We start from the raw sequence: 25,931 nt of genomic DNA, 5'->3' as shown, positions 1-25,931 counted from the left end.
ATGACATGAGCTGTCACCCAAGCAGTTTACCATAAAGCTATCAGGTGGAGACACGAGGAGTGACGTGATGCTGCAGACGATGAGTGGTCAATTGGATCTCGGCGATGGCGTGTTGGCCTATGAAGTGGCGGGCGCGGGTGTGCCCGTTGTGCTGGTGCATGCGGCGTTTCTCGACCGGCGCATGTTCGATCCGCAGTGGGAAACACTGGCGCGTGAGTTTCAGGTGATCCGCTTCGATATGATCGGCTTCGGGGCGTCCAGCCCGGCGACCGGGCCGCGTTCTCGCCGCGCCGATGTGCGCCGACTGCTGGATCATCTGGGAATCGACCGCGCGCATTGGGTCGGCTGCTCAATGGGCGGCGAACTGCTGCTCGATCTCGCGCTGGAACAGCCCGAACGCGCCGCGTCGCTGACGGTGGTCGGCTCCACGCCGAGCGGCTTCGAGATGCACGGCGTGATGCCGCGCTACATGGGCGAGATGATCGGCGCGCTGCAAACGGGCGACGTAGCCACCGCCAACGAACTGCAAATCCGCATCTGGTTTGACGGGCAGTTCCGTGAACCGGACCAGGTCAACGCGGAACAGCGCGCGCAGGCGCTGGCGATGAACCGCCTTCCGGTCGAGCGCAGCACCTTCGGCATCGCCGATATGCAGCCCATCAACCCGCTCGATCCGCCTGCGGTCGGACGTTTGGACGCGGTGCGCTGCCCGGCCTTGATCGTCGCGGGGGCGCTCGATCATCCCGAGGTCGTGCGCGCCGCCGAGGTTATGGCGCAGGGCATCCCCCACGCGCGCCAAGCGATCATCGACGGGGCGGCGCACGTCCCCAGCTTCGAACGACCGGAAGTCTTCAACCCGCTTCTGTTGGAGTTCTTGCGGGAACACAGCGGGGTATAGATGCTAACAGGGATCTAGATGGCGTAGGGGCGCACGGCCGTGCGCCCCTACCAAGAACTGCCTACTGCACCTTCGTCAGCAGTTGATCGAAGCTGCCGAGCTGCAGGCCGAATGTCTCGGCGACGGCGGGGTGCAATACCTGACCCGCGTACAGGTTCAGCCCCTTGGCGAGGTCGGGATCACTGTCCAGCACATCGCGCAGATTTCCGCCCGCAAGCTTGAGGATATAGCGCAGCGTCGCATTGGACAGCGCGAAGCTCGACGTGCGCGGCACGGCGCCCGGCATGTTGGCGACGCCGTAGTGCAGCACGCCATCGACCACGTAGGTCGGGTCGCTGTGGGTCGTCGGGCGCGTGGTTTCCACGCAGCCACCCTGATCGACCGCCACGTCCACAATTACGCTGCTGCGCGGCATAATCGAGAGCATTTCCCGCGTGATCAGGCGCGGGGCGCGCGCCCCGGCGACCAGCACGGCGCCGATCACCGCATCCGCCGTGGCAAGCGCTTCACGAATGTTGATCTCGTTCGAGTAAATGGTCGTCAGCCGCCCATGTAGAATCTGATCGAGATAAATCAGGCGTTCCGTGTTCAGGTCGAGCAGCGTGACATTTGCGCCCATGCCCAAGGCCACCTGCGCCGCGTTCGTGCCGACCGAACCGCCGCCGAGGATCACGACATGCGCGGGACGCACACCGGGGACGCCGCCCATCAGGATACCGCGTCCACCTTCCGGCTTTTGCAGATAGAACGCCGCGATCTGCGTCGCCATGCGCCCGGCGACTTCGCTCATCGGCGCGAGCAGCGGCAGTTGCCCGTGTTCGTTTTCGACGGTCTCATAGGCGATGCCCGTCACGCCGCTGTTCATCATGGCGCGGGTGAGGTCTTCGTTGGCCGCCAGATGCAGGTACGCGAACAGGATCAAGTCGTCGCGCAAATACCCATATTCCGAAGGCAGCGGCTCTTTCACCTTGAGCACCAGATGCGCGCGATTCCACGCTTCCGCCGCCGTGTGCGCCACCTGCGCGCCCGCCTGTACGTATTCGTTGTCGGTGAAACCACTGCCTGCGCCCGCGTTCGTCTCCACAATGACCTTGTGACCACGCCGCGTCAGCTCGCGGACGCCGCCCGGCGGCAGCGCGACGCGAAACTCGTTGTCCTTAATTTCCTTGGGGATTCCGATGATCATGCTATTTTCTCTTTTCGCTAACGACTTATAGCTCTATTGTACACAATGTCGTAAAGTTTCAAGTTTTTTCGTACACTTTGATCGAATGGCTCAGCCTTTCCCTGACTGGTGCCGCGATTTATTGCTAGCGTACACCCATCCCCCCATCGTCACCATAAGCCTTTGGACGCACGGGCGGCGATATTTCTCGGCGGAAAAATCCGCTACAATAGCCGCAGTAGATCAGCATCCTCAGGACACACGTATGACTGACCAACCCAATACGCCCGCGCCGCTCAAACTGCCAACGCTGAGTACAGCCCGCATCGAAACACTGGCGGATGGCGTCTTCGCCATCGTCATGACGCTGCTCGTGTTTGACATGCGCGTGCCGACGCAGGAGCAGGTGGACGCGGTCGGTTTGGGGCAGGCGCTGCTGGCGCTCACCCCGAACATCATCTCGTATGTGATCAGCTTCATCATCCTCGGCGTGTACTGGGTGGGGCATCACAACCAGTTCTTCTACATCCGCCGCTCTGACCGCACGCTGCTCTGGATCAACATCCTGTACATGATGTTCGTGGCGCTCGTGCCCTTCTCCACGGGGCTGCTCAGCCGCTACGGCAGTGACCGCCTCAGCTTGATTGTGTACAACATCAACTTGATCGCCGTGGGCGTGGTGCTGTACCTGCATTGGGCGTATGCCACGCGCGACGGCCATTTGCTGGGGCATACGCTCGACGCCAAAGTGGATCGTCTGGTGCGGCGGCGCATTTTGCTCGCCCCATCGCTGTATTTTCTGGCGATTCTGGTCTCATTCGTCAGCATTGCCGCCGCCGACCTCCTGGACGTGCTGATTCCGATCTTGTATGTGCTGCCCGCCAACTTCGACTCCATCTTCCGGGGGCGGCAAGATCGCTGAAGGTGGCACAACTGCGTGCATTTGATCGTCTGCTAAGTGGGTGAAAGTTAAGCCATGGTGTATCTAGCGCATATCCCCGAACAACTTGAGTCGGCGCGCCTGCGGCTGCGCGTCCCGCGCCACAACGACGGCGCGTTGATCAATGGAGCTGTGAACGAATCGCTGGAAGAACTGCGTCCGTGGATGCCGTGGGCGCGCGAAGGGCAAACCATCGCCGAATCGGAGACTTTCGCGCGCGAATCCGCTATGCGCTTTCGCACCCGCGAAGAACTCAACTATTTGATCTTCCGCAAAGACGATGAGCACTATCTCGGCAATATCGGGCTGCACACCATCGCGTGGGATGTGCCGCGCTTTGAGATCGGCTACTGGCTGCGTACGAGCATGGCGGGTCACGGCTATATGACCGAAGCCGTCACCACACTGAGCGCGCTGACCTTTGGCGTGCTCGGGGCAAAACGCGTGGAAATTCGCTGCGACGCCCATAACATGCGCAGCGCTAAAGTCGCAGAGCGTGTCGGCTTTCAGCTGGAAGTGCGCATGCGCTGGCAGTCGCGCGATCCTGCGGGGGACCTGCGGGACACGCTGGTCTATGTGCTGTTTAGTGACACACAAACCGACGAGATCAAAAAAGCGGCATCCCGGTTAAGTGCGCTTTAGGGATGCCGCCATTAGGTTCGATTGTGACTTGGAGATTGTTAAGACAGATGCACGCGCCGCGGACTCATCGGTCGAGCAGTTTGGGGCTGGAGCCGGCGGGTATTCAGGGCCAGATTCACCCGGCTGACAAGCCAGGAAATTGCCTCAGCGCTGAGGAGAACGACGAAATAGCCGACGGTTAGCACGAGTACGATACACACCAACGCTGCAAATGACATACTGTCCTCCCCTTTCTGAAAAGCGAACGTCCGCGCTTAGTTTTAAGCTTGGTTGAAGTATATGTTAAATCAAGTTTAAAGTACATGGGTAATTTGTCTAATTTTCTGTGAACTTTTCTCAGCAGTTTGTAAGCGTGGGTGAGGCGTTGGTTGAGCGCATAGCGCGCATATTGCGCTGGTCATTGTAAAATTGGTTGTAATGCAAGTAAAATTTTAATGTAGCATCCAACCGGATAAAGGGAGTACTGGTATGTATCGACGTCTATTCCTGCTCATTCTGGCGCTGCTCGTCCCCGTGGCAGTGAGCGCCCAGTCCGCCCCGCCCCCTGAAATCGAAGTGGCGCTGGCGGATGTGAACACGCGCCTCGGCACCAGTTATACGCTTAACGATCTGGACAACTGGTCATGGGCCGAGCAAATCTTTAACGATGCCAGCCTCGGCTGTCCGCAGCCCGATATGGCTTATGCGCAAGTCGTCACCCGCGGCTATGTGATCACGCTGACCATTGACGACCAGATTTTCGACTACCGCGCGCCCACAGGCAGCGGCACGGTGGCCTTCTGCGCGGTGACATCCACGGCTGAAAGCACGCCTGAACCTGCTGTCGGCGGCACATGGGAATACACAGCCGTCGCCGGACGCTTTAACCCGTATCTGGCGTGGTCGCCCTCCGGCAATGCACTGGCAGTCTCAGGCGTCGCCGACGAAGCAGGCGCAGCCACTGGCTTGATCCTCGTCTACAACCCGGACGACCTCGAAGCGCTGCCCACACCGATTCCGCTGGAACAGCCCGTAACCGCACTGCACTACGTCAGTTCCAGTGACGGCGTCGCGCTGCTGACGGGCGGCGGCATGGGCAGGTGGCGCTCACCCCGGTCGAACCCGTGCTCGGCGAACCGCTCAACATGCACTTCGAACAGTTTGGCGCGACAGTCACCGCCGTCGCCATCAGCCCGGATGGCAGCACCATCGCTTCAGCGAACGCCTCGTTCAACGATCCGTCGCTGAGCGAACTGTTCGCCATTCACCTGTGGTCAGCGGCCACGGGCGAATTCATCCGCAGCATTGAAGTGACCGCACCGATCACCTCGCTGGCGTTCAGCCCGGTCGGCACGGAACTGGCAGCGGGCACGGTCGAAGGCACGCTGCTGCTCGTCGATTATGAAGCGGGCGAAGCGGCGGCGGAAACCGGCACGAGCACCACGGCGACGGGCGACGTCACCACTGTGGTGAGCTACAGCGACGATGGTTCGCTGCTGGCCGTCGGCACGGAAACCACCGTCACCGTGTGGGATGTGACCGACCCGCAGAACCTGAGCACTGTCCACACGTTCACCACCGACGCGCCGATCCGCGCGCTGGCCTTCACGCCCGATGGTGCAGCGCTGGCCGCTGCCGGTGGCGATCCGTCCGCGCCGGATGCGGCGACGAGCGCGATTCGCGTGTGGGACCTGGTTTCGGGCGATGTGTCGGCGACGCTGCGTGGTCACACCGATGCGGTCAACGGCCTCGCCTTCAGCCCGGATGGTACCCGCTTGGCGTCCATCAGCTTTGACGGTACACTGCGGGTGTGGGAGTTCGGCGCAGTCGGCTAAGTGTGCATTGATAGGGGCGCACGGCTGTGCGCCCCTACGGACAGCATTTTCGTAGGGACGAGGGCTGACCTCGTCCTTTCATTTAGAGGATTGTGGCGGCAATGGCAATTGATTACATCGTCGATCTCGGCTGCGCGCCGAAAACGACGCTCAGTACAGGTGGCATTCTCGACCGGTTGAAGGCGCGTGAACGGGCGCAGCAGGTGATTCGGCTGGTCAGCGAAAATGGCGATCAGCGTCCACCGAGCGAAATGGGCTTTGAGTTCACGCGCACGGCAGCTAACGGCGAAGAAGAGACGCGCGTGATCGTCGTGCAGGAGCTGCTCGACGAGGCGAACGCCCTCGCCCCGCTGGAACACCACTGCATCGGCTGCCCGGCGAACGTCGCCAGCGCACCGTTCGGCTGTATGAACTATATTCAGTACCCGATCTCGCTGGCGGCGGAACGCTGGCTGCTCGATCAACTGCCCGGTATCGACGAGCCGATCATCTGGCTGCTGCTCAAGCAGGGCGTGATCGAACTCGGCTACGATGGCGCATTGGTCGCGCCGCTGCGCACCAACCCGGCGATCTTCGAGGAGTCCAAGCTGCCGGGGCGCGACATGGTCGAGTTTCTGCTCACAGCCAATCAGGTCTTTCAGATGCTGTTCCTGACCGGTCACGTTCAGCCCTCCCACGGGGGCATGCTGCTGCTGCTCTTCGGCGCGATTCGCCGCAACCTCGAAGCGCATCAGGTTGTGCTGATCATGAACCGTTCGCTCACGCCGGAGCAATTCGAACGCGATTTCCCGTTCCTGCTGCAGCCAACTGACGCCGACGATCACACGATCCGCGAGTTGAAGCAGTTCTTCGCGGCGTTATATCGCGCCTATGTGCTCAATGTGACCGTGCTGTTGGACGTGTAGCCTTCACCTCACCCCAAGAACCTAGCGGTTCTTTGCCCCTCTCCCAAGGGAGAGGGGCGGTTGAGCGCAGCGAAACAGGGTGAGGCGAAGAACTAGTGACGTCAGTTCCCCCCCCCCCCCCCCCCCCCCCCCCCCCCCCCCCCCCCGGGGGGGGGGGGGGGGGGGCGGCCCCCCCCCCCCCCCCCCCCCCCCCGGGCGGGGGGGGGGGGCGGGGGGGGATTTTTCCCCCAGCGGCGGCCCCCCCCCCCCCCCCCCCCCCCCCCCCCCCCCCCGGGGGGGGGGGGGGGGGGGGGGGGGGCGCCCCCCCCCCCCCCCGCCCGGGGGGGGGGGGGGGGGGGGGGGGGGGGGGGGTCCTAACTCACGTTAGTGGTTAGCGAAGCGGTAACCCACGCCGCGAGAGGTGAGAATGTAATCGGGATTTTCGGGGTCTCGTTCGACTTTCTGGCGCAGATAGTGAATGTACAGCTTGAGGCTGTCAATCGCGTCGCCATATTCTTCGCCCCAGGCCTCGGTGACCAGCTCATTGCGCGGCACGACGCGCCCCGCGTTGCGCACCAGCACACCGAGCAAACTGAACTCTTTGGGCGTCAGATGCTTAACCTCATTGCGCACGCGTACTTCGCGGTTCATGAAGTTAACGCGGAACTCGCCGTTGTTGAAGATCAGCTCTTCGCTCATGACGGCTTTGGGTGCGCGGCGCAGATGCGCCCGAATGCGCGCAACCAGCTCATCATTTTCAAACGGCTTGGAAATATAGTCGTCCGCGCCAATCTCCAGTCCATAGACCATGTCGCGCAGTTCGCCGCGCGCGGTGAGGAAAATGATCGGCACGTCGGACATGTCGCGCAGGCGGCGGCACACTTCCCAGCCATCCATGTCGGGCATCATGATGTCGAGCAGCACCAGATCGGGCTGGTTGCGGTAGGCTTTCTTCAAGCCTTCCTCGGCGCTGTACGCCGTAATGACATCAAAGCCGCGACGCTGGAGCAGAATCTCGATCAGTTTTACCGTCGTCTGTTCATCATCGATGATCAGAATCTTTTCGCTCATGAGACGCCCCGAAGTCGGAATCCTCAAACTCGTGTTGCAAAATTCAAACTCACTGTAGCACAGGGTTAAAATACGTGCAAGTAAAGGTTAGAGTAGTATCATTCTTGTTAGAAAAAAGGACAAAAACCATGCGCGAAGCCATCCGAGAATTCATCAAAACCGACCTGATTCACGACAAGAAATACCCGCTCAAAGATGACGAGGATCTCTTCAAAGGCGGGCTGGTCGATTCGTTCAGCCTGACCGAACTGGCCGTCTTCATCGAAGACAAGTTTGGCATCCACTTCGCCGATCCGGAACTCACGGTCGCCAACATGCGCACGCTCGACCACATCATCCGCAACATCGAAGCGAAACAGGCGAAATGAATCGCCGCACGCTGATCGAATATGCGCGCTACCACTTCGAGGAGCATCCCTACCACCCGGCGGTAACCTTCGTCGCGGCAGATGGGAGCGAAACCCCGCACAACTACCTGACCTTCTTCAACGAGGCGGCAGATTACGCGGCGGCGCTGGAAACGGTGGGCATCGCCGCCGGCGATCTGGTCGTGCTGGTGATGGAGCAGAGCGTCAGTGTGATGGCGGCGTTCTGGGGTGCGCTGCTGATCGGCGCGATCCCGTCGATCTTCCCGTTTATCAACGACAAGCTGGATGCTGAGCACTACTACAGCAGCATCCGCCAGTTGATCGGCTTCGAAGGCGTGCGCGCGGTGATCACCTTTGCCAAGTTTGAACCTGAGCTGCGGGCGACGCTGGATGGCTTAGACGTGGAAATCATCACGACCGAGGCACTGCAAGCCACAGGCGACCCGGCGATCTACTTCGCGCGTCCCCTGCCCGACCCGGAAGCGACCGCCTTTTTGCAGCATTCATCGGGCAGTACGGGACTGCAAAAAGGCGTCATGCTCTCGCACCGCGCCGTGATCAATCAGATTCAGGAGTACGAAGAAGCGGTCGACGTGATGGGCAACTGGAGCGTGATTGCCTCGTGGCTCCCGCTGTATCACGACATGGGCTTGATCGCCGCCTTCATCATGCCGTTCAAAGTCGGCGTGCATCTGGTGATCATGTCGCCATTCGAGTGGGTACGCCAGCCCGTCATGCTGCTGCAGGCGATCACCCGCCACCACGCGACCCACATGTGGCTGCCAAATTTCGCCTACAACTTCATGGCGACGCGCATCCGCGACGCGGCGCTCGCTGGCGTCAAGCTGGAGGCGCTGCGCTGGGTGGTCAACTGCTCGGAACCTGTTTACGCTGACAGTCACCGCGTGTTTCTGAAGAAATACGCAGCTTACGGCCTGAGTGAGTCAGCGCTCAAAGTGTGTTATGCGATGGCGGAGAACACCTTCGCCGTCACGCAAACGCCGCGTAAAGCGCAGCCGCGCCTCGACCTGATCGACCGCAAGCGCTTCGCCGAAGAGAAGATCGCCGCTCCCGCCGACGCGGACGCGCCCAGTATGGAAATCGTCTCGTGCGGCGTGCCGCTCCCCAATACGCAGGTGCGCGTGGTCAGCGCAGAAGGCGGCGTGCTGCCGGATCGCCACATCGGCGAGATTGAGATCCTCAGCGACTGTATGCTCTCCGGCTACTACCAGCGCGACGACCTCAACCCGTTCCACGACGGCTGGTTCATGACCGGGGATATGGGGTATCTGGCGGATGGAGAGCTCTACGTCACTGGGCGTAAGAAAGACCTGATCATTGTGGCCGGCAAGAACGTCTATCCGCAGGACATCGAAAACCTGCTTAACGATGTGCCGAACGTACATCCCGGACGCGTGGTAGCGTTCGGCGTCCCCAACGCGCAGCTCGGCACGGAAGATATCGCCGTGCTGGTGGAAGCGGAGACCGACGCGCAGGCCGAAGATGACGAGCAGCGCGGGGATATCGTACGCGAAGTGCGCGCGCGCATCGCCGCCAACACCGAAGTCACCGCGCGTTATGTCGAAGTCTTGCCGCCGCGCCAACTGATCAAGACGAGCAGCGGCAAGATCGCCCGCAGCGCCAATCGGGAACGGTTCTTAGGGCAGTTGGAAGAGTAAGGCGACCCGACCCTGCTTGCTGCGCAGATCGTCCCTCTTCACTCGGCTGAGGGGGACACTTGATTTTCGGGTTGCATCTGTTGAGGCGAGGCTTGCCGGGTAAGTGCGTAAAATACCGTGAAAGCGGGTTACAGGTCGGCTCTGAGATTTTGCGGACGCGATAAATCGCGTCCCTACACAAGTACCGCTTTCTCGTAGGGACGCACTTTATTGCGTCCGCTGCTTCAAAAATTCTACGTAGGACCGGCAAGCCTCGCCCCCACAGCCCAATTGGTAATGGGATAAACCCAATTGGCTTTTGCCCCTCGCCCAATGGAGAGCGGCGGTTGAGCGCAGCGCAACGGGGTGAGGTTAAGGCCACGTAAGCATTGTATATGCGCCCGCCGTTGCGGATTGACGAGGGGAGTCACGACCGTTATACTAAGATTATGTCGGTAGGTTGTTGGCGGTTGGCTCGAACTGGGCCCTACGCGGCGGGACGGTTCGAACCGTGTCAGGGTCGAGAGGCAGCAGCACTAAGGGCTGAAACCCGGGTGCCGTAGGTTTCCCGGTTTGAGCCCAGCGCCAACAACCTGTTTTTATTTATGGGTGACTGCGGTGGATCGATCGACCCCTCCCACGCTGCCCAAAGCGCCCGGCAGCCTCCCAACCGAACCCCGGCGCCCCGCCGGATTGCGCTCACGCGCCCTGCTCCCTCTTTTCATCGCTCTCAGTGTCGCCGCGATCACCTCACTCGGTCTGTTGATCGGCTTAGTCATCTTGTTGATGTCAACCGTGCCCGTGACGGTCATTGTCGACGGCGAAGCGACGCAGGTCACCACCCGCGCCGTCGATGTCGCGGGCGTGCTGACTGAGCGCGGTATCCTCATCAACGAAGGCGATCTCATCACGCCGCCGCTCGACAGCCCATTAGCGCCCGATCTTGTCATCTCAATAGCCCGCGCGCGCACCGTCTTCCTGATCGTCGATGGCAGCACGACGCCGCTGTGGACGCCGCTCACCAATCCCGCCGAAATTCTGCAGACTGCGCGTGTGACCGTCAGCGCGGACGACCGCATCGACATCGACGGCACGCAGGCGCAGCTCGCCGATCTCGCGCGCTGGCCTGTGCCTGTGAGCGCGTTGGCTGTGCGCCACGCGGTCGATCTCACCATCAACGATGGCACTGACTCGCAAACACTGCGCACGACCGCCCTCACCGTCGGCGACGCGCTGTTCGAAGCGGATATCACCCTGTATCTCTCCGACCGTGTCTACCCGGATTTGAACGCCCCCGCGACGAACGATCTCAGCATCACCATTGAGCGCGCCCGTCCAATCAATATTGTGGCGGATGGCGAGACGATCCAGACGCGCACGCAGGGCGCGACTGTCGGCGATGCGCTCAGCGACGCGGGCGTGACGCTCGTCGGACTGGATTACACCATCCCCGACGAAGACACGGCGCTGCTGCCGGGCATGTCCGTGCGCGTCATCCGCGTGACTGAGGAGATCACCAGCACCGACGCCCCGATCCCGTACGAAACGATCTATCAGGCGGACTCGACGCTCGAACTCGATCAGCGGCGGGTGCTGCAAACGGGCGCGAACGGCGTTCAATCGACGCGGGTGCGCGTGCGCTACGAGAACGGCATCGAAGTGGAACGCGTCGACGAAGAGACGGTCGTCACGCAGCCACCCGCCAACCACGTGATCGCCTACGGGACGAACGTCGTCATTCGCACCGTCGATACGCCCGAGGGTCCGCGCGAATATTGGCGCAAGCTGCGCATGTATGCGACCAGCTACCACCCGATCAATGGCGATAACATCACCGCGACCGGCGCGGTTTTGCAGCAGGGCATCATCGGTGCAGATCCCGATATTTTGCCCTATCACACGCAGATCTACGTGCCGCGCTACGGCGTCGGCTCGATTGAAGACACGGGCGCGGAACGCCATGACCCGCTGTGGGTCGACCTTGGCTACACCGAGGCCGATTGGCGCTCGTGGTCGGGCTATGTCGACGTCTATGTGCTCACACCCGTGCCCGCCACCATCGACTATTTCTTGACGGATTAGGCGCGCTTCTGCGCGTCCGCAATCGCAGTCAGTCAAGCCTCACCCCTCAATCCCCTCTCCCAAGGGCGAGGGAACTAAAAGAGTCTTCCTGTCTCCCCTCTCCTCTTTTCGGAGAGGGGTCGGGGGTGAGATCGCTTTTATCTTTTACCCTCAGCTCAATCTTCGGAGGATGCACCATGACTAACCCCAAAGCCTTACTTGACCATTTCGGCGTGATCCCGAAGAAAAGTCTCGGTCAGAATTTTCTGCATGATCCGCAGGCGCTGGAAAAGATTGCCGATGCCGCCGAACTCATGCCCGAAGACACCGTGCTGGAAATCGGCCCCGGCACCGGCGCGCTGACCGCCGTGCTGGCGCAGCGCGTGCGCCGCGTGGTCGCCGTCGAGCTGGATCGCCGTCTGGAGCCAATCATGCGGCTGACGCTCGCGCCTTACGGCAACGTCGAGGTGATTTTCGACGACATCCTCAATGTGAACCTGCCGGAACTGCTCGGCGATCAGCCGTATGTCGTCGTGGCGAATGTGCCCTACTACATCACCAGCGCGATCATCCGCCTGCTGCTGGAACTACCGCACGCGCCGCGCCGTCTGGTGTTGACGATGCAGCTCGAAGTCGCAGAACGGCTGATCGCCAAACCCGGCGATATGACCCTGCTCAGCGTGAGCGCGCAGTTCTACGCCAAACCGAAGATCGTCACGCGCTTCAACAAAGCGGTCTTTTATCCGCGCCCTGATGTCGACAGCGCCGTCGCCCGCCTTGAGGTGTACGACCGCCCGCCTGTCGATGTGCCGAATGCTGATGCTTTTTTCCGCGTCGTCAAAGCCGGGTTCGGGCAGAAGCGCAAGCAGTTGAAGAACTCAATCGCCGAAGGCCTACACATCGAAGCGGAAGCGGCAGTTGCGCTGCTCGAAGCGGCGAGCATCGACCCCAAGCGCCGCGCGGAGACGCTCTCCCTGCCGGAATGGGCGGCGCTCACGCGGGGGTATCATGCCTCCGTGCAGTCGCCGTAGATCAACAGCCTCACCCCTCAATCCCCTCTCCCAAGGGCGAGGGGACTTCAAAACCCAGCCTGTCTCCCCTCTCCTCTAGGAGAGGGGTTGGGGGTGAGGTTAAATATTTACACCAACTATGAAATGACTCCGCCTCCCAGGTGGCAAGTCCCGCCCCTCCACTCAGAATAGTGGTGTTAGGCGTCCGGAAACCAGAGGCCAATCGCGCGCAACCCCACCCCCGGTTTTCGCGTATAATCATGCGTAAACACAATCCCTACAGGATAAGGCTTGGGCAATGCGCATTAGACGACAAAATACAGCGTGGTTGGCGGTTCTCGGCGCGATGGTCATGGTCGCTGCGCTCTCCGGCGTGGCGAGCGCCCCGGTGACGCTGGCGCTGCTGACGCTCTACGCTTTCGCAGCAGCGGCCTCGCTGTTAGATTTCCAGCCCAACCAGTTCATCGACCGCTCGCGCTCCTCGCTCACGCAGATGCGCATGAGCGCCGAAGCCCGCGAAGCCGTCGAACGCGCGCGCCGCCGCGCCGGGGTGACCGACAACGGCCTGAGTGTGCTCGACATTGGCCTAATCTCGTCGCAGTCCAGCTCCGAAGGGATGGTCATGCGCAAATCGCGCGCCATCTCGCTGGATGACGACGGCGTGCGCCCCTTCATCACGCTGCATGTCCAACCGGAACGCGCCGATCAGCAGGTGCTCATCCGCTACGAAATCCTCGACGGCAGCGGTAACGCCCGCTACGTCCACGAGATGAAAACCTACCTGCGCGAAGGCGAAATGAACATCCTCGCGGATCATCACCTCCCGCTGGCCAGCAACACGGTCAGGCTGGATGCGGGCGACTGGGATTTGCGCGTGTACGTCGATGGCGCGCTGCACGCCGCCCACACCTTTACCATGACGCCGTCGCTGCGTGAACGCTACCGCCGCTTCGAGCAGGCGCGTGACAACCTGAGCGAACCCAAAGCCGCGCCGCCGCCGAAAGAAGACGAACCGCTGAGTCTGGAAGAACTGCTGCGCAGCCGCAACCAGCAAGATCGCGGTCAGTAGAGGGATCGGAATGAACGACTCGCAAAACCGCCGCTTCATCGAAATCATGATCGGCGTTTTCCTGCTGTTGGCGGGCTTATCTTCGATTGGCAGCGCTGGGGTGGCCGCGCTCGTCTTCGCCGCCATTGGCTTCTGGCTGATCTCCCGCAACTTTGAGGGCGCGCGCGACCTGTTCCAATCCTCAGCGTCCACGCCGAGCCGCCGCTACGAATTTCCTGAGGAAGAGGTTGGTGAGGACGATGAGACCTTCGTCGCCGTGCAACCGCGCGCCGATCAGGTCTACCCGCACGCGCTTGACTCGGTGCGCCGCGCCGGGCTGGACCCGTCCACGCTGCACGTGCTGCCCGTCGACATCGGCGTGATGGCTTTCAGCGCCGACCGCGAACCCGTCATTCACCGCAACATCCCCATCGTGGACGATGTCGATTATATTCAGCCGTTCGTGCAGCTCCGCCTGCCAACGAAGGCGATTGGCCGCATTCGCTTTGAGATGATCGACGCGGACGGCGATACGGTGTTCGCGCACGAAAACAACCAGCAGTTGCAGAAAGGGTTGAACCTGATCAGCCCGAACGCCCGCCTGCCTATCCACGATCAGCGCGCGACCGGCAATGACTGGCTGCTGCGCGTGACCGCCGACGGCGTGGTGATTGCCGAACACCGCTTTAGCTGGCAGGAGAGCGCCAGTAAAGCGATGCGCCGCCACATCAACGCGGACGGCGAACTGAGCAATGAGATTCGCGTGATGATGGCGGAAAACCGCCTCGGAAAAATGAGCCTCGACGATCTGCTCTCCGAGCAGGAAGAGGAAGAACCGCCCCAGCCGCGTCGTTCCGCACGGCAGTAATAACCGGAGACCTCAACCCGGCTCCTCTCCGATTGGAGCGCAGTGAGTCCACATGCTTGAGTGAGAAGCCGATGACCTACACCCTGCGCCCATTTGATTTCGACGAGCTGGCCGCCGTCGTCGAGATGATGAATAGCTCCTACGCTGACTTTGGTACTGATTCCAGCGTGCGCCCCGAGCATCTCAAGTTGTGGCTGGCCGACCCGAACTACGAACTGCACATCCTGACAACCGCCGATGGTGCGTTGGTCGGCAGTGTGTCGTTCAGCTACGACTCTGAAATCGGTATTTTCTGGGGTGAAATGACGTTCGCGCCCGGTCACCGCCGCGCTGAGGTGATGCACACGCTGCTGGACTTTGCCGAAGCGCAAGCCCGACTGCGCGTAAGCGAAACCGCACCGTAGCCCCGTGGATCTCCGCTTTGGCGTGAACCGCACCGCTGACGATCTCATCGGCGTGTTTCACGGGCAAGGGCTACGAGTATGTGCGCTCGGCCTACCGCATGTCGATGACGCTGGATCAGCCGATCCCCGATCCGGTCATTCCGGCGGGCATTGAGCTGCGTTCCTTACGACCGTGAACGAGACCTGCGCGCTGCGCGCATGCCGCCTTCGTAGCCGCCTTCAGCGAACATTATGGCTTTCAAGCGGAATCGTTCGAAAGCTGGCAGCAGGGCGTCTTGAGCTTCCCCGGCGACGATCAATCGTTGTGGCTGATGGCGTGGGAAGGCGAGCAGGCGGTCGGCTTCAGTTTTAACCGGGCGCTCGTCAGCCGACCAAATGCCGTGTGGGTGAGCGACATCGGCGTGCTCAAGAGTCACCGCCAGCGTGGGCTCGGCGAAGCGCTGCTCAAGAGCTCGTTCAAGCTGTTTCAGGCACGCGGTTATACGTGGGTCGGGTTGGGCGTCGATGCCGCGAATCACACGGGCGCGCTGCGCTTGTACGAGCGCGCGGGCATGAGCGTGTATCTCGAATTTTTGAGCTATCGTAAGCTGCTGCTGCCCGCTGATTAGCGTATTTTCGCCTCATCTGCAAAGGACATTCGTATGCGGCGACTTCTGGTGCTCTTTGGTCTGTTTCTGCTCATGGGCGGCGCTGTCTCCGCGCAGGACGTGCCCACCCGCGCCGATCTCGTGGATGGCTGGAATCGGATTGAGCCGGGCGGCGACACGATCTGCGCGCGCGGCACGCCCTATATGTTCTATGTCCGCGAAGGCCGCAGCGATAACCTGCTCATCGACTTTCAGGGTGGCGGCGCGTGCTGGAACGATCTGACGTGCAGCGAACGCTACGGCACGTTTGACGACTCGATCAGCCTAACCGAAAACTACGACAACCCGGCCATCAACGGCGCGGGCATCTTCAACCTGAACAACCCGGACAACCCGTTCGCCGACTATGACATCGTCTTCGTCCCCTACTGCACGGGCGATGTGCATCTGGGCAACAGCGTCGTCACCTATACCGACGCGAATGGCGACTTCGACCTCCACTACAACGGCTACGTCAACGCGGCGACGGCGCTTGATTGGGCGTATGCCAACTTCGATGCGCCCGAGAGTGTGTTCATCAGCGGGTGCAGCGCCGGGTCGATCGGCGCGAGCTTCCACGCGCCGAACATCCTCGCCCACTATGACGGCGTGCGCGCCGCCGTGCTCGGCGATTCAGCGGGCGGCTATCGGGGTTATCAGACCACCCAGTTCGAGCAGTGGAACACGCTGAGCGTGCTGCCCGATCTGGAACAGTACGCCGACATGACGCTGGAGTCGCTTTCGTTCCAGCAGTTCTGGATCAACGCGGCGCTCCAGTTCCCCGGCACGCTGTTCACGCAGTACAACACGGCCTTTGATGAGACGCAGACCTATTTCGCGCGGATTTCCGGCACGGGGGTACAGTATGCCGACGCCCTGCCCGCCAACCTGAGCGAGATCGCGGCGCAGGTCGCCAACTTCGCCACGTATACCGCGGGCGGTGAACTGCACTGCGTGCTGCCGCGTCCGGAGTTCTACACCTACAGCGTCGGCGCCACGTCCGTGCGCGACTGGGTCGCGGATCTGGCGGCGGGTGAAACGGTCGATACAGTCACCTGCACCGACTGTGCGGTCGCCGAAACCGTCGCGCAGTAAGTCAACCTGATCCAATCGAGTCAGGTTGGAATTTAGCCTCGTTATGTGAATTTCGCATAGCCTCCAAAACGGGTCTGAGGGAAGGCGCACGCGACCGTGTCTTCCCCCTATGAAAAACGTCTGAAAACGTTCCCTCTTACGTCTTCCCGCCTCAAACTGATGCTTTAATGGCAGCAGTTACTCGCTGAGTTTGGGGCAGGAGATGAGACGGTTTTTCACCGCCGATCTAGCGCGTTTGGATTTTTATGCACACTGGCAAACGCTGCCGCCCTACTACAGCGCCATTGACCCGTTTGACTACTGCGACCGTTTGGGCATCCTCAAACTGTTGATCGAAGCGGTGAACGTCAACGGGGCGTTCGGCGCGGATAACGAACTGAATCCCTTGTGGGGCTATGTGTTCCAGTTGGCGTGGCAGTGGCGTTCCGGGCGCTTGCAGTTCGCCGATACCCCGCCCAGCAGCATCGACCCACGCAGCCTGTGGAGCGCCGCCAATTATAGCTTCAGCGTCATTCCGCTCATCGCCGCGATCAAGCTGGGCGTGGTCAAGCCCGTCACCATCCGCGCGCCGCACAGCGTGAGTGTGTTCGACTACCCGGGAGGTGATAGCAGTGGCTATGCTATCTCGCCGACCTATGGCCCAGCAATCGCGGCGTGGAGCGACTTCTTCACGCAGGCGCTGCAGCTCCCCGCGGGCGCTGACCTCGAACCACTGCGTTTCACTTTCTGGCACGCCCACATTCAAAGCTTACGCGCGGTGCTGCCCAGCATCCGCCAATATGGCCCACTGACCGCCTCGGCCACCGAAGTCCAGTTCGCGCTCGGATGGATGCGCATGCCGTGGTTTTTTGCGCCCGCCGCGTGGCGCACGGATCTCGAATTCATGCTCCAGCAGGGTTTTGGCATCCTGCCCGAACGTGTACTCACCGTCGACGACGTACCGGGACGCATTCCCGACATGAGTCCGCTGGTCAACCACAACATCGTCAACCTCATCGCGCTGGCGCGGCAACGACCGCTCGCCTTCGCCATCCGCGTTTACCTGTGGCGGCGGGCGATGCGTTCTGCGCTTATACGCGCCGATGTGTTCACCTACCTCGACGCGCTGCTCAACCCTAAACAGCGCAATCGACGCCTGCGTTTGCGCCTCATCAAGCAGATCGCGACCCTGCGACCCGCCGATTAACATCGGCTAGCGCTCACTTGTGCAACCTGCCCCGGCGGATCCATTTTTCATAATTGAACTCACATGCAATTCCGTCAAAAGTCGGATGATCACCGCTTTTGTCTATGGTTTAATGGAATAAGTGGCCGAAAGGTTACTCTCCGCTGCTCACATCCGCCCATGATCTGCGATTCCATTTGTGCAATGTATACGAAATTAATCACAGATGAGTTGGCTGTAAAGTCAATTTAAGAATAGATAGTTCCTTGTGGTCACATTGATTCTTTTGAAAAATCTAATGGATTTTCTCAATGGTAACGTTTTCACTTAAAATTCACGAGTTTTTAATAATTGTTGACTCCTATTGTGATTTAACGGACTAACGATAATTCTAATTTACACGAGCATTTCCTCCAAAAATGAGGCGAATCTGGTGTTTGACTTCTGAGAAGTTTTCTCATATTCTATGGGTGTAAACAAAAACAGATGTGGGGCAGCGAAAATTCTTCTTAAATAAACTTTTTTCGCCCCACATAAGACCACCAACGCCCCCCAACGGGGCGTTTTTTTTGCGTTCTCACCCAAGGACACCTGATGACCAACAAACTCAAACGCATGTACGGCACATGGAGCAGCCCGATCAGCCCCAAGCTGATGACGGCGGTGCGGCGCTTCAATAATATTCAATGGGACGGCGACACGCTCGTCTGGTCGGAGACGCGCGGCACGCAGTCGCTGCTCGTCGCGCAGACCGGGCTGGAGGCGCCCCGTGAGCTGACCGAACCGACCATCTCGGTGCGCGGGCACGTCGGCTATGGCGGCGGTGAATTCACCGTGCGCGGAGGCGTCGTCGTCTTCAGCGCGGATGGCCGCTTATACCGCCAGCCCTTGAGCGGGGGTCGCCCCCGACCGATCACCCCGGCCTTTGGCGCTGCTGCCGCTCCGGCGATCTCCCCGGACGGCCAGTGGATCGTCTTCGTCATGTCCTACGAAGGCGTCGACGGGCTGGCACTGGTCGACGCGGCGGGCGAGCACTTCCCGCGCAAGCTGGCCTATGGCACGGACTTTGTCATGCAGCCGACGTGGAGCCCGGACGGGCAGCACCTCGCCTACGTGACGTGGAATCACCCGGCGATGCCGTTCACAGGCGCGCAGCTCCAGCTCGCGCATCTGGAACGCGATCATGCGGGCGTGCCGTACATCACGCGCGTCGAAACCATCGCGGGCAGCGCGACGGTCAGCGTCTTCCAACCGGAATTCGCGCCGGATGGCCAGCACCTCGCCTACATCAGCGACGCCACCGGTTGGAATCAGCTCTATCTGTACGAATTTGCGACCGGGGAGCACACGCCCATCACCGACGCGCCCGCCGATCACGGGCAGGCAGCGTGGGGACAGGGGCTGCGCACCTACGGTTGGTCGCCTGACGGACGCGCCATCATCTACCGCCGGGTGGAGCAGGCTTCGGCGAGCCTGTGGCGCGTCGATCTGCGCACCGCGCGCCGCGAACGGGTGCGCGGTACGGAGCACTACACCCACTTTGACCAGATCAGCGTGTCATCAGATGACGCGATTGCGACGATTGCCAGTTCCAGCACCATCCCGGCGCGCGTGGTCAGCTTTGGCGCTGCTGACGAGCCGCCCAGCGGGCTTAACTACGATGGGCCGGGGCTCAACGTGCTGGTCGCCGCACCGCGCGGCGATCAAATTCACGCCCGCAGTTCGACGGAAACGCTGAGCGGCCTCGCCGTCGCGCAGGCGCTGACCTTCACCGCGCCCGATGGCGAAGCGATCTATGGCCTGTACTACGCGCCGACCAGTGACCGCTTTGAAGATCCCACTGCCCCGCCGCCGCTAATCGTCAACGTGCACGGTGGGCCGACCGGGCACACGCCCAACAGTTTCAATCTCAAGGCGCAGTTCTTCGCCACGCGCGGCATCGCCTTTCTCGACCTCAATCACCGCGGCTCGACGGGCTACGGGCGCGCCTACATGGACAAATTGGCGGGGGCGTGGGGCGTCTACGATGTGGACGATAGCGTGATCGCCGCCGAACAGCTCGTCGCGCAGGGACTGGCCGATCCGCGCCGGCTGGTGATCACCGGCGGGAGCGCGGGCGGCTTCACGACGCTGTATGCGCTGGTACAAAAACCGGGCTTCTTCCGCGCGGGGATCGCGGCCTACCCGGTCGCCGACCAGTTCACGACGGCGCTGGAAACGCATAAATTCGAAGCCCACTACACCGACTATCTGATCGGCCCCCTGCCGGACGCCGCCGAACTGTACCGCGAACGTTCGCCGCTCTACCACGCCGACCAGATTCGCGACCCGCTGGCGATCTTCCATGGCAGCGATGATCCGGTCGTGCCCATCAGCCAGAGCGAGAGCATCGTCAAGGCGCTGCGCGACCGCGACGTGCCGCACGAATTCCATGTGTACGCGGGCGAAGGTCACGGCTGGCGCAAACCGGAGACGGTCGAGGACTACTACACGAAGATTCTCGAGTTCCTCAAACGCTACGTATTGTTCGCGTAAGCATTAACCTCATCCGGCTTGCTCCCCCCCCCCGGACGCCCGCGCAAGGCTGCCCCTCGCCCTCTGAGGAAGGGGCCCAGTCTGCCTGCCGGAACCAGCGAAGCCGGGGGTGAGGTCATCACTCCCCGCGATCCGCCCGCCACACGACATGCGGACCGGGGAACGTCGAGACTTCGAGCTGATACGGCTTCAGCTTGAGGATGCCGAAGCGCGGGTTATCGACGGCGCCGAAGATCTGCGTCGTATCGTAGCCCATCGGCGCGGGCGCATTTTTGAACAGCTCATGCACGCGCTGCTTCGTCTCCAGCGAGTCATCCCATTCGGCGATGCATTCCGCGTAGCACGGCTTGAACACCTCGGCGATGTACGCCACCGACACATACGGATTGCCCGCCAGATGCTTGGCCTTCGGCGAATCGCGCCAGGTGCCGATCCACCCCGTCAAATCCGGTTCCCAGTAGGGATGTAGAATACGGGCGCGCGGTCGACCTTTGGTATCCACGGTCGACACGCTGCACCACACCACGCGAAACGCGCGGTCGAGAAATTCCTGCCGTACCTCTTCTAGCTTGGCGTACTCTGGCATGCGTTAGTCCTGCTTTCCGGTTGCCCAATACTTCGTACCGTTCGCTTCGCGGCGCAGATACTTGAAGTCGACCAGATCGCGCCGCAGACTGACGAAATCGTGTGCATAGGCGTCTTTGAGGATGGCGTTGATTTCCCGCTCAGTATATAGCCGATCCACCTCAAATTTGCTCGCCAGCCAGCGCAGAATCGGCATTAGGCGCTTTTGCTGACGCGGCAGGTTCGTCAAGCGACCGCTGTGCGTGAATTCGCGCAGCGTTTCGCGATCTTCCGGCGTCGCCCAGTCCAGTGTGTCGATCCAGGTGTCATCCGACGGCGTGCTTTCGACGGGCGGCGGCAGCTTTTCCACCTCGGCGACCAACCGCTTAAAGTGACCGAGACCGACGGCATTCACCGTGTAGTAGCGAGAATTCCCTGCCATGCGCAGCGTGACCAAACCGACCTCACGCAGCCGCGCCAGATGATGCGAGACGGTCGGCTCGGTCAGCGCGACGGCGGCAGCCAGCTCGCCGACGGCATACTCACGCTCGTTGAGCAAACGGAACAGGTGCAGGCGCGTATCGTCCGCGAAAATTTTCAGGATGTCGCGCAGGCGCTTATCATCCCACACGATAACTTTTGGCTGCATGAGGGTGCCCTTTCACTTTCATACCCATCTAATTAGATATGCATCTAATTAGATTATCGTCAAAGTCAGAAATGTGTCAAGGATCGACTTTTCTAGTCTTTTAATAATGCAAATTGTAATTATAATACGCTATGCTAAAGGCTGTTGATTTCGACAGGACGTTAAAAACCTCTATGAAGCGCACACTCTGTTTGCTCGTGATCGCCGCGATCGCGTCCATCGGGTGCAATTTAGCGACCAATCGCGCGGCAACACTCGCCGCTAACCCGACCATCACGCCCGCCCCGTTTGCCACTGCTACCCCACAATTTCAGCTCCCGCCGACGGTTACGCCGATCCTCGGCACCGTGCTGGCCACCGCCTTACCCGGTGTCGCCGTCCCGACGCCGCTCCCCGGCAGCTTTCCAGCCGAGACCATCCCCGCCGAAACGCAGAACGCTATCGAATGGGTGATTTCGCAGATGGTCATCCCCGCATGGAACTTCGTGTATACGCTCATCATTAACGGCGCCGTCGCGCTGTGGATTTACGCTGGCGACCGCGGCGGCTTGACCGCCCAATTGTGCGGCTGCGTGCTGCCGACGCTCGTCGCGGGTGTGCTGGTCGCACGCGCCGCGCTCCGCCGCATTCGCATGTTGTAACCACCGCCGGAATGCGGTTCGCGCCAGAATCAAAAAGGACGAGGTCAGGCCTCGTCCTTTTGTTTATCCCCGGCGCCGGGCGGTTATTCCGCCTCCGGCGTGGCCGAAGTGATCATCCCTTTGAGCAGCTTTTCCAGCGCCATCGTATGGCAGCACACGCCGCGGCTCGCGAAGAACGAGCAGTTGCAGTGCATCGCGTGATCGGTATAGCTGGTATGGTGTTCGTCATTGTCGCCCGCAAACACCACATCAAAGGCGGTGAAGTGCAGACGATCGGTTTCCTCGGCATAGCGGTGCGCCTTGTCGACATCGCTCACGACATTCTGACCGGGCGCGTAAGGCAGCGGGTTGCGCTTGAGCATCGGCTTGAACAGCTTTTCGAGGCTCATCACATGCGGACAAATCGCATGGGCGCGAAAACCGGGGCAAGTGCAATCCCAACCATCAGGACCCAGTGTGACCGTATAGCTGTTGTTATCACCCTTGAAATCGATGCTGAAGCTGCGGAAGGTCACACGCTCCGGCTGGGCGGCGTACCGCTTGGCCTTCTCGATTTTGCCGATCATACCGTAATCCATAGCGTTTAGTCCTCTCTTGCTTTGGGTAATTTAACGAAAAAGCACGCGGTTGTTTGACACAACCCGCGTGCTTAGGAAGTCCGAACCTGAATATAGCGCTTTAAGAGTTTTTTCGGCGTCATACGACTCCACCGTGTGCTTTCTACTACTTTATCCCAACATTAAAACCGTGTCAATGAAGGCAAAACCCTCTTAACATGGGGTTATTGTCCCTCAAATGCGGCTTTGTGGAATAGTGACAAATGGAAGAAATTGAGGGTGATATGCGGCTTAAGGGCATTGGCACAGACCAGGGTGTTTTCGCCGCAAACAGGCAGAGATGGGTCACTCTGCGGCGAGGATTGCCTGACGTTTGCGTCCCCGCGTGGAGAGCAAGAAGATGCTCAGAATGAGTAAGCCCGCGCCGATCACGCCCGTGCCGGGCAGCATCTCTCCGAACAGCGCCCACGCCAGCAGCGCCGCGACCGTCGGTTCGAGCAGCGTGGACACGCTGGCGGTCGTCGGCGTGACTGAGCGCAGCCCCTTCTGGAACATCCAGTAGGCGAGCGCGGTCGGCACCAAGCCGAGATATAGCGCGTACAGCCAGCCTTCGCCCGTGTGAATGGCGATTGCGCCGCTCAGCAAGTTGATCGGGATGAGCGCCAGCGCCCCCGACCCGAACGTGAACGTCATGACCTGCAGCGGGTGGTAGCTCCCGGCGAGAAAGCGCCCCCAGAAGATGGTCGCCGCATAGGTGAGCGCCGCCACAATCGACAAGACCGCGCCGAGGAGCAGATTGTCCTGCGCCCCCGCGGGCGTATTCAGGCCGACGAGCAGCACACTGCCGACCAGCGCGCAGGCCACGGCGATCAGCGCGCGCACGGAGGGGCGTTCCAGCTTGAGCAGGACGGAAATGCCCGTCACCAGCAGCGGGGATACGCACACCGACAGCAGGGTCGCGATGGTCACGCCCGTGTAGCGAATCGCGACGAAGTAGCAGGCCTGCGAGGCCGCCATGAAGATGCCATTCAGCAGCATGATGAGTAGATCGCGGCGCGGCAGCTTGAACATGTCCCGCCCGACCACACGCCAGCAGGCAAACGTGAGCGCTGGCGCCGCGATCACCATGCGCGCAAAGTTGATGAACAGCGGTGAGGTCGCGCTGTCCGCGTTGTAGATCGCCTGCGTCGCGATGCCAATCGTACCCCAGATGCTCGCCGCGGCGATCACCAGCCAGAAGCCTGACTGGTCGTTGGATTGTTTGAGCATAGCCTAGTCTTTTTTGTCGGGTTCGTCTTTTTTGACGGCGTCGGCGAGCGCTTTGCGCACGGTTTCGAAGTCGTCGTACTTGCCGGACGCGTAATTGACGATGCCTGTTTCGAGGCTCAGGTAATCGGCGTCTTCCGGCTGATCTTCGGTGTGCGGGCGGCGGTAGAAGTTGTTCAGCGACAAGCGAATGCGCGTTTCGATGCGGCTGCGAATATTGGCGATCTTGTCATCGGTGGTGACGATCACCAGTTCTTCGGCGGCCAGATGGCAGATCACGTCTTCTTCGTTGCCGTATTCGCGCAGCGCGTTCTTGACCATCAGTGTGACGGCGCGCAGCATTTCGTCGGCGGCGACGAAGCCGTACATCTCACGCAGCGTGCCCAACCCATTGATCGACAGGATCATCAGCGACCACTGCGCGTCCGAATAGAGCAGGCCGTTGACGCGTTCTTCGAGCACCTGCACTTCCGGCAGTTCGGTGATCGGGTTGAGCTTCCCGGTCTGGCGCGCGCGGTTGATCGCGTTGCGCACGCGCAGGCGCAGTTCCTGAATATCGAAGGGCTTGGTGATGTAATCGACTACACCCAATTCCAGACCTTGCAGCTTGTCGACGCGGTCGCGCTTTTCGGTCAGGAAAATGATCGGCACGTCCTGCGTTTTGCGCTGCAGGCGCACCTGACGGCAGACTTCGTAACCGTTGATGTCGGGCAGGCGAATGTCGAGCATGATGAGATTCAGGTCGGTTTCGCGGCTGATCTTCAGAGCATCACGTCCCCAGGCGGCAGTCACCACGTCGTAATTTTGAACGCGGAAATAAGCATCGAGCATTTCCGACAGATCAAGATCATCTTCGACGATCAGAATACGTGGTTTGTCGCTCATAGCTTCCCTTTCTAGGAGATAGCGTGTTTGTTGATCAGAAACACACAGTGATCATCACCGCTGGCGGCGCACTGAGTCTCGCGCACCACGTATTCGCGTCCGTTCGAAGCCCAGCGTTGGTGTTCTTGCAGGAGGCCGACGAGCGGGTGGCAGACCGGACGATCGGTTGTGCGCCCGTAGGCGAAGGGACTGGGGTGGACGATGAAGCGGAAGGCGTTGGCGTCTTCTTCGACGCGGGAGGTTTGATCGGTGAAGTTGGAGAAAATGTCGGCGAGCGCCTTCAAAGACACTCGCGACCGATCTTCGAGTGGGAGCGCCCGAAAGGCCGGGTCAGCGATGCCGCGCAGCGCGCCAAACTGGATGAGCCCCAAGGCGAACCACGCGCGTCCCGTCCGCAGCGCCATGCCGCGACCGCCGCGCGCGCCGTAGAGATCATCCAGCGCAGCATTGATCTTGCTCAGTTGCGCGAAGTCGAAGGCGCGATCTAGGGTGTTGGGCGGCGGATTGCTGCTCAACGCAGTCAGGCCGGCGCTGGCTAGAATCGCATCTAAGCCATGCCTGCCCATCACTTCCTCCATCGCGAGGAGGAGGTCGCCTGCAAAGCGGTTTGGATAATAGAGAGACACGGCGTGCGGCTCGATTCTAATTCATGCCTTAGAGCAGTTGGGCCAGGTCCTGCACCGTACGGGCGACATCAAGGAAGATCAAGCCGAGCCGGGCATCCTTGCGGGTGAGAACGGTCAGCACCGCTTCTTCTCCAACGGCGAACAAAACGACGTAACCATCCGCGCCTTTGACGTATACTTGCTGCAAACTGCCGCGACCGAGTTCCGTCGCAATGCGCTCGCCGAGTGACAGCATTGCCGCCGACATCGCACTGACTCGATCCTCTTCGTATCCAGCCGGCAGCGACGACGCAATGCTTAACCCATCCACGCTTACAATCGCGGCGGCTTCAACATCACCTGAACTGGCTTGCAAATCGCGCAAGCGAGCATTCAAAAGTTCAGTCCGTGATTTAGCCAACGATGAAACTCCTATCGCAGAGAAATGATCCGAAATGACAAACGGGATGTCTCAAAAATAAGACGGGACGTGCGCGTCCCGGCGGATAATC

Annotated in this window: 26 protein-coding genes, 1 other RNA gene and 1 pseudogene; 19 read left to right on the top strand and 9 right to left on the bottom strand. The window is 60.8% G+C overall.

Going from position 1 to position 25,931, the window contains the following annotated elements:
- The first annotated feature begins 67 nt into the window (after nt 1–67).
- Nucleotides 68–898: an alpha/beta fold hydrolase gene (locus IPK17_RS15800; protein ID WP_343418655.1), complete on the top strand. Its 831-nt coding sequence runs from the start codon at nt 68–70 to the stop codon at nt 896–898.
- A 61-nt stretch (nt 899–959) separates the two neighbouring features.
- Here IPK17_RS15800 and ald read toward each other — a convergent pair whose 3' ends face one another.
- The gene (gene ald, locus IPK17_RS15795) at nt 960–2,084 is read right to left on the bottom strand and encodes an alanine dehydrogenase (RefSeq protein ID WP_343418654.1); all 1,125 of its coding nucleotides are present in this window, start codon (nt 2,082–2,084) and stop codon (nt 960–962) included.
- 244 nt (nt 2,085–2,328) lie between these two features.
- On the opposite strand from ald, the gene IPK17_RS15790 reads away from it, so the two are divergent.
- The 5 genes from IPK17_RS15790 to IPK17_RS15770 all read left to right on the top strand — a co-directional run bounded on the left by IPK17_RS15790 (nt 2,329) and on the right by IPK17_RS15770 (nt 6,364).
- On the top strand, nt 2,329–2,985 hold the full coding sequence (locus IPK17_RS15790; protein WP_343418653.1) for a TMEM175 family protein: 657 nt from the start codon (nt 2,329–2,331) through the stop codon (nt 2,983–2,985).
- 54 nt (nt 2,986–3,039) lie between these two features.
- Complete coding sequence (locus IPK17_RS15785; protein ID WP_343418652.1) at nt 3,040–3,645, top strand: GNAT family N-acetyltransferase; 606 nt, start codon at nt 3,040–3,042, stop codon at nt 3,643–3,645.
- A 468-nt stretch (nt 3,646–4,113) separates the two neighbouring features.
- The gene (locus IPK17_RS15780) at nt 4,114–4,872 is read left to right on the top strand and encodes a DUF8738 domain-containing protein (protein WP_343418651.1); all 759 of its coding nucleotides are present in this window, start codon (nt 4,114–4,116) and stop codon (nt 4,870–4,872) included.
- Nucleotides 4,770–5,459 carry a WD40 repeat domain-containing protein gene (locus IPK17_RS15775; RefSeq protein ID WP_343418650.1) on the top strand — a complete coding sequence of 230 codons (690 nt, stop codon included), beginning with the start codon at nt 4,770–4,772 and terminating at the stop codon, nt 5,457–5,459. Before IPK17_RS15780 ends, IPK17_RS15775 begins: the two co-directional genes overlap by 103 nt.
- 101 nt (nt 5,460–5,560) lie before the next feature.
- Nucleotides 5,561–6,364, top strand: a complete 804-nt coding sequence (locus IPK17_RS15770; protein WP_343418649.1) for a hypothetical protein — start codon at nt 5,561–5,563, stop codon at nt 6,362–6,364.
- A gap of 363 nt (nt 6,365–6,727) precedes the next feature.
- On the opposite strand, the gene IPK17_RS15765 is transcribed toward IPK17_RS15770, so the two are convergent.
- The gene (locus IPK17_RS15765) at nt 6,728–7,414 is read right to left on the bottom strand and encodes a response regulator transcription factor (protein ID WP_343418648.1); all 687 of its coding nucleotides are present in this window, start codon (nt 7,412–7,414) and stop codon (nt 6,728–6,730) included.
- Nucleotides 7,415–7,542: 128 nt separating this feature from the next.
- Between IPK17_RS15765 and IPK17_RS15760 the strand changes: the two genes are divergently transcribed.
- The 12 genes and pseudogenes from IPK17_RS15760 to IPK17_RS15705 all read left to right on the top strand — a co-directional run bounded on the left by IPK17_RS15760 (nt 7,543) and on the right by IPK17_RS15705 (nt 20,252).
- The gene (locus IPK17_RS15760) at nt 7,543–7,782 is read left to right on the top strand and encodes an acyl carrier protein (RefSeq protein ID WP_343418647.1); all 240 of its coding nucleotides are present in this window, start codon (nt 7,543–7,545) and stop codon (nt 7,780–7,782) included.
- Nucleotides 7,779–9,461: an AMP-binding protein gene (locus IPK17_RS15755; protein ID WP_343418646.1), complete on the top strand. Its 1,683-nt coding sequence runs from the start codon at nt 7,779–7,781 to the stop codon at nt 9,459–9,461. Before IPK17_RS15760 ends, IPK17_RS15755 begins: the two co-directional genes overlap by 4 nt.
- Nucleotides 9,462–9,918: 457 nt before the next feature.
- An RNA gene (gene ffs, locus IPK17_RS15750) (signal recognition particle sRNA small type) lies at nt 9,919–10,017 on the top strand.
- A 41-nt stretch (nt 10,018–10,058) separates the two neighbouring features.
- Entirely contained in the window at nt 10,059–11,522 is a 1,464-nt protein-coding gene (locus IPK17_RS15745; RefSeq protein ID WP_343418645.1) for a ubiquitin-like domain-containing protein, read from the top strand.
- A gap of 176 nt (nt 11,523–11,698) precedes the next feature.
- Nucleotides 11,699–12,532, top strand: coding sequence for a 16S rRNA (adenine(1518)-N(6)/adenine(1519)-N(6))-dimethyltransferase RsmA (rsmA, locus tag IPK17_RS15740; protein ID WP_343418644.1), 834 nt, complete (start codon nt 11,699–11,701; stop codon nt 12,530–12,532).
- A 277-nt stretch (nt 12,533–12,809) separates the two neighbouring features.
- Nucleotides 12,810–13,580: a hypothetical protein gene (locus IPK17_RS15735; protein ID WP_343418643.1), complete on the top strand. Its 771-nt coding sequence runs from the start codon at nt 12,810–12,812 to the stop codon at nt 13,578–13,580.
- A gap of 10 nt (nt 13,581–13,590) precedes the next feature.
- Nucleotides 13,591–14,427 (top strand): hypothetical protein, encoded by an 837-nt coding sequence (locus tag IPK17_RS15730; protein WP_343418642.1) that lies wholly within the window; start codon nt 13,591–13,593, stop codon nt 14,425–14,427.
- Nucleotides 14,428–14,498: 71 nt separating this feature from the next.
- Complete coding sequence (locus tag IPK17_RS15725) at nt 14,499–14,831, top strand: GNAT family N-acetyltransferase (protein ID WP_343418641.1); 333 nt, start codon at nt 14,499–14,501, stop codon at nt 14,829–14,831.
- Nucleotides 14,832–15,094: 263 nt separating this feature from the next.
- A pseudogene (locus tag IPK17_RS15720) lies at nt 15,095–15,439 on the top strand (GNAT family N-acetyltransferase); the annotation flags it as partial.
- A 33-nt stretch (nt 15,440–15,472) separates the two neighbouring features.
- Nucleotides 15,473–16,552: a pectin acetylesterase-family hydrolase gene (locus IPK17_RS15715; protein ID WP_343418640.1), complete on the top strand. Its 1,080-nt coding sequence runs from the start codon at nt 15,473–15,475 to the stop codon at nt 16,550–16,552.
- 202 nt (nt 16,553–16,754) lie between these two features.
- Nucleotides 16,755–17,738, top strand: coding sequence for a Leg1-related protein (locus tag IPK17_RS15710; RefSeq protein WP_343418639.1), 984 nt, complete (start codon nt 16,755–16,757; stop codon nt 17,736–17,738).
- Between the two features lie 573 nt (nt 17,739–18,311).
- A complete protein-coding gene (locus IPK17_RS15705) occupies nt 18,312–20,252 on the top strand; it encodes a S9 family peptidase (RefSeq protein ID WP_343418638.1) in 1,941 nt (646 codons plus the stop codon).
- 118 nt (nt 20,253–20,370) lie between these two features.
- Here the strand turns inward: IPK17_RS15705 and IPK17_RS15700 are convergent, their stop codons facing one another.
- Entirely contained in the window at nt 20,371–20,838 is a 468-nt protein-coding gene (locus IPK17_RS15700) for a pyridoxamine 5'-phosphate oxidase family protein (RefSeq protein WP_343418637.1), read from the bottom strand.
- Between the two features lie 3 nt (nt 20,839–20,841).
- Complete coding sequence (locus IPK17_RS15695; protein ID WP_343418636.1) at nt 20,842–21,465, bottom strand: metalloregulator ArsR/SmtB family transcription factor; 624 nt, start codon at nt 21,463–21,465, stop codon at nt 20,842–20,844.
- 173 nt (nt 21,466–21,638) lie between these two features.
- Here IPK17_RS15695 and IPK17_RS15690 point away from each other — a divergent pair, with 173 nt between their 5' ends.
- Complete coding sequence (locus tag IPK17_RS15690) at nt 21,639–22,106, top strand: hypothetical protein (RefSeq protein ID WP_343418635.1); 468 nt, start codon at nt 21,639–21,641, stop codon at nt 22,104–22,106.
- An 83-nt stretch (nt 22,107–22,189) separates the two neighbouring features.
- Here the strand turns inward: IPK17_RS15690 and IPK17_RS15685 are convergent, their stop codons facing one another.
- From IPK17_RS15685 to IPK17_RS15665, 5 genes are all read right to left on the bottom strand, one after another.
- The gene (locus tag IPK17_RS15685) at nt 22,190–22,684 is read right to left on the bottom strand and encodes an SWIM zinc finger family protein (RefSeq protein ID WP_343418634.1); all 495 of its coding nucleotides are present in this window, start codon (nt 22,682–22,684) and stop codon (nt 22,190–22,192) included.
- A gap of 324 nt (nt 22,685–23,008) precedes the next feature.
- Entirely contained in the window at nt 23,009–23,932 is a 924-nt protein-coding gene (locus tag IPK17_RS15680; protein WP_343418633.1) for a DMT family transporter, read from the bottom strand.
- A gap of 3 nt (nt 23,933–23,935) precedes the next feature.
- Nucleotides 23,936–24,814 carry a response regulator gene (locus IPK17_RS15675; protein WP_343418632.1) on the bottom strand — a complete coding sequence of 293 codons (879 nt, stop codon included), beginning with the start codon at nt 24,812–24,814 and terminating at the stop codon, nt 23,936–23,938.
- Between the two features lie 11 nt (nt 24,815–24,825).
- Entirely contained in the window at nt 24,826–25,380 is a 555-nt protein-coding gene (locus tag IPK17_RS15670; protein WP_343418631.1) for a V4R domain-containing protein, read from the bottom strand.
- Between the two features lie 88 nt (nt 25,381–25,468).
- Nucleotides 25,469–25,840 carry a roadblock/LC7 domain-containing protein gene (locus IPK17_RS15665; RefSeq protein ID WP_343418630.1) on the bottom strand — a complete coding sequence of 124 codons (372 nt, stop codon included), beginning with the start codon at nt 25,838–25,840 and terminating at the stop codon, nt 25,469–25,471.
- Nucleotides 25,841–25,931: the final 91 nt, after the last annotated feature.

This window comes from Candidatus Flexifilum breve, assembly GCF_016713355.1.
This window is presented reverse-complemented; position numbering and strand designations above follow the sequence as displayed.

What these genes read in the sequence shown, in the direction of transcription:
- IPK17_RS15670 (WP_343418631.1), bottom strand. Translation starts at nt 25,380, where the DNA reads ATGGGCAGGCATGGCTTAGATGCGATTCTAGCCAGCGCCGGCCTGACT.
- IPK17_RS15725 (WP_343418641.1), top strand. Translation starts at nt 14,499, where the DNA reads ATGACCTACACCCTGCGCCCATTTGATTTCGACGAGCTGGCCGCCGTC.
- IPK17_RS15775 (WP_343418650.1), top strand. Translation starts at nt 4,770, where the DNA reads ATGCACTTCGAACAGTTTGGCGCGACAGTCACCGCCGTCGCCATCAGC.
- IPK17_RS15765 (WP_343418648.1), bottom strand. Translation starts at nt 7,414, where the DNA reads ATGAGCGAAAAGATTCTGATCATCGATGATGAACAGACGACGGTAAAA.
- IPK17_RS15770 (WP_343418649.1), top strand. Translation starts at nt 5,561, where the DNA reads ATGGCAATTGATTACATCGTCGATCTCGGCTGCGCGCCGAAAACGACG.
- IPK17_RS15695 (WP_343418636.1), bottom strand. Translation starts at nt 21,465, where the DNA reads ATGCAGCCAAAAGTTATCGTGTGGGATGATAAGCGCCTGCGCGACATC.
- IPK17_RS15760 (WP_343418647.1), top strand. Translation starts at nt 7,543, where the DNA reads ATGCGCGAAGCCATCCGAGAATTCATCAAAACCGACCTGATTCACGAC.
- IPK17_RS15675 (WP_343418632.1), bottom strand. Translation starts at nt 24,814, where the DNA reads ATGAGCGACAAACCACGTATTCTGATCGTCGAAGATGATCTTGATCTG.
- IPK17_RS15680 (WP_343418633.1), bottom strand. Translation starts at nt 23,932, where the DNA reads ATGCTCAAACAATCCAACGACCAGTCAGGCTTCTGGCTGGTGATCGCC.
- IPK17_RS15705 (WP_343418638.1), top strand. Translation starts at nt 18,312, where the DNA reads ATGACCAACAAACTCAAACGCATGTACGGCACATGGAGCAGCCCGATC.
- IPK17_RS15710 (WP_343418639.1), top strand. Translation starts at nt 16,755, where the DNA reads ATGAGACGGTTTTTCACCGCCGATCTAGCGCGTTTGGATTTTTATGCA.
- IPK17_RS15715 (WP_343418640.1), top strand. Translation starts at nt 15,473, where the DNA reads ATGCGGCGACTTCTGGTGCTCTTTGGTCTGTTTCTGCTCATGGGCGGC.
- IPK17_RS15735 (WP_343418643.1), top strand. Translation starts at nt 12,810, where the DNA reads ATGCGCATTAGACGACAAAATACAGCGTGGTTGGCGGTTCTCGGCGCG.
- IPK17_RS15685 (WP_343418634.1), bottom strand. Translation starts at nt 22,684, where the DNA reads ATGGATTACGGTATGATCGGCAAAATCGAGAAGGCCAAGCGGTACGCC.
- IPK17_RS15700 (WP_343418637.1), bottom strand. Translation starts at nt 20,838, where the DNA reads ATGCCAGAGTACGCCAAGCTAGAAGAGGTACGGCAGGAATTTCTCGAC.
- IPK17_RS15755 (WP_343418646.1), top strand. Translation starts at nt 7,779, where the DNA reads ATGAATCGCCGCACGCTGATCGAATATGCGCGCTACCACTTCGAGGAG.
- ald (WP_343418654.1), bottom strand. Translation starts at nt 2,084, where the DNA reads ATGATCATCGGAATCCCCAAGGAAATTAAGGACAACGAGTTTCGCGTC.
- IPK17_RS15730 (WP_343418642.1), top strand. Translation starts at nt 13,591, where the DNA reads ATGAACGACTCGCAAAACCGCCGCTTCATCGAAATCATGATCGGCGTT.
- IPK17_RS15690 (WP_343418635.1), top strand. Translation starts at nt 21,639, where the DNA reads ATGAAGCGCACACTCTGTTTGCTCGTGATCGCCGCGATCGCGTCCATC.
- IPK17_RS15800 (WP_343418655.1), top strand. Translation starts at nt 68, where the DNA reads ATGCTGCAGACGATGAGTGGTCAATTGGATCTCGGCGATGGCGTGTTG.
- IPK17_RS15780 (WP_343418651.1), top strand. Translation starts at nt 4,114, where the DNA reads ATGTATCGACGTCTATTCCTGCTCATTCTGGCGCTGCTCGTCCCCGTG.
- rsmA (WP_343418644.1), top strand. Translation starts at nt 11,699, where the DNA reads ATGACTAACCCCAAAGCCTTACTTGACCATTTCGGCGTGATCCCGAAG.
- IPK17_RS15790 (WP_343418653.1), top strand. Translation starts at nt 2,329, where the DNA reads ATGACTGACCAACCCAATACGCCCGCGCCGCTCAAACTGCCAACGCTG.
- IPK17_RS15785 (WP_343418652.1), top strand. Translation starts at nt 3,040, where the DNA reads ATGGTGTATCTAGCGCATATCCCCGAACAACTTGAGTCGGCGCGCCTG.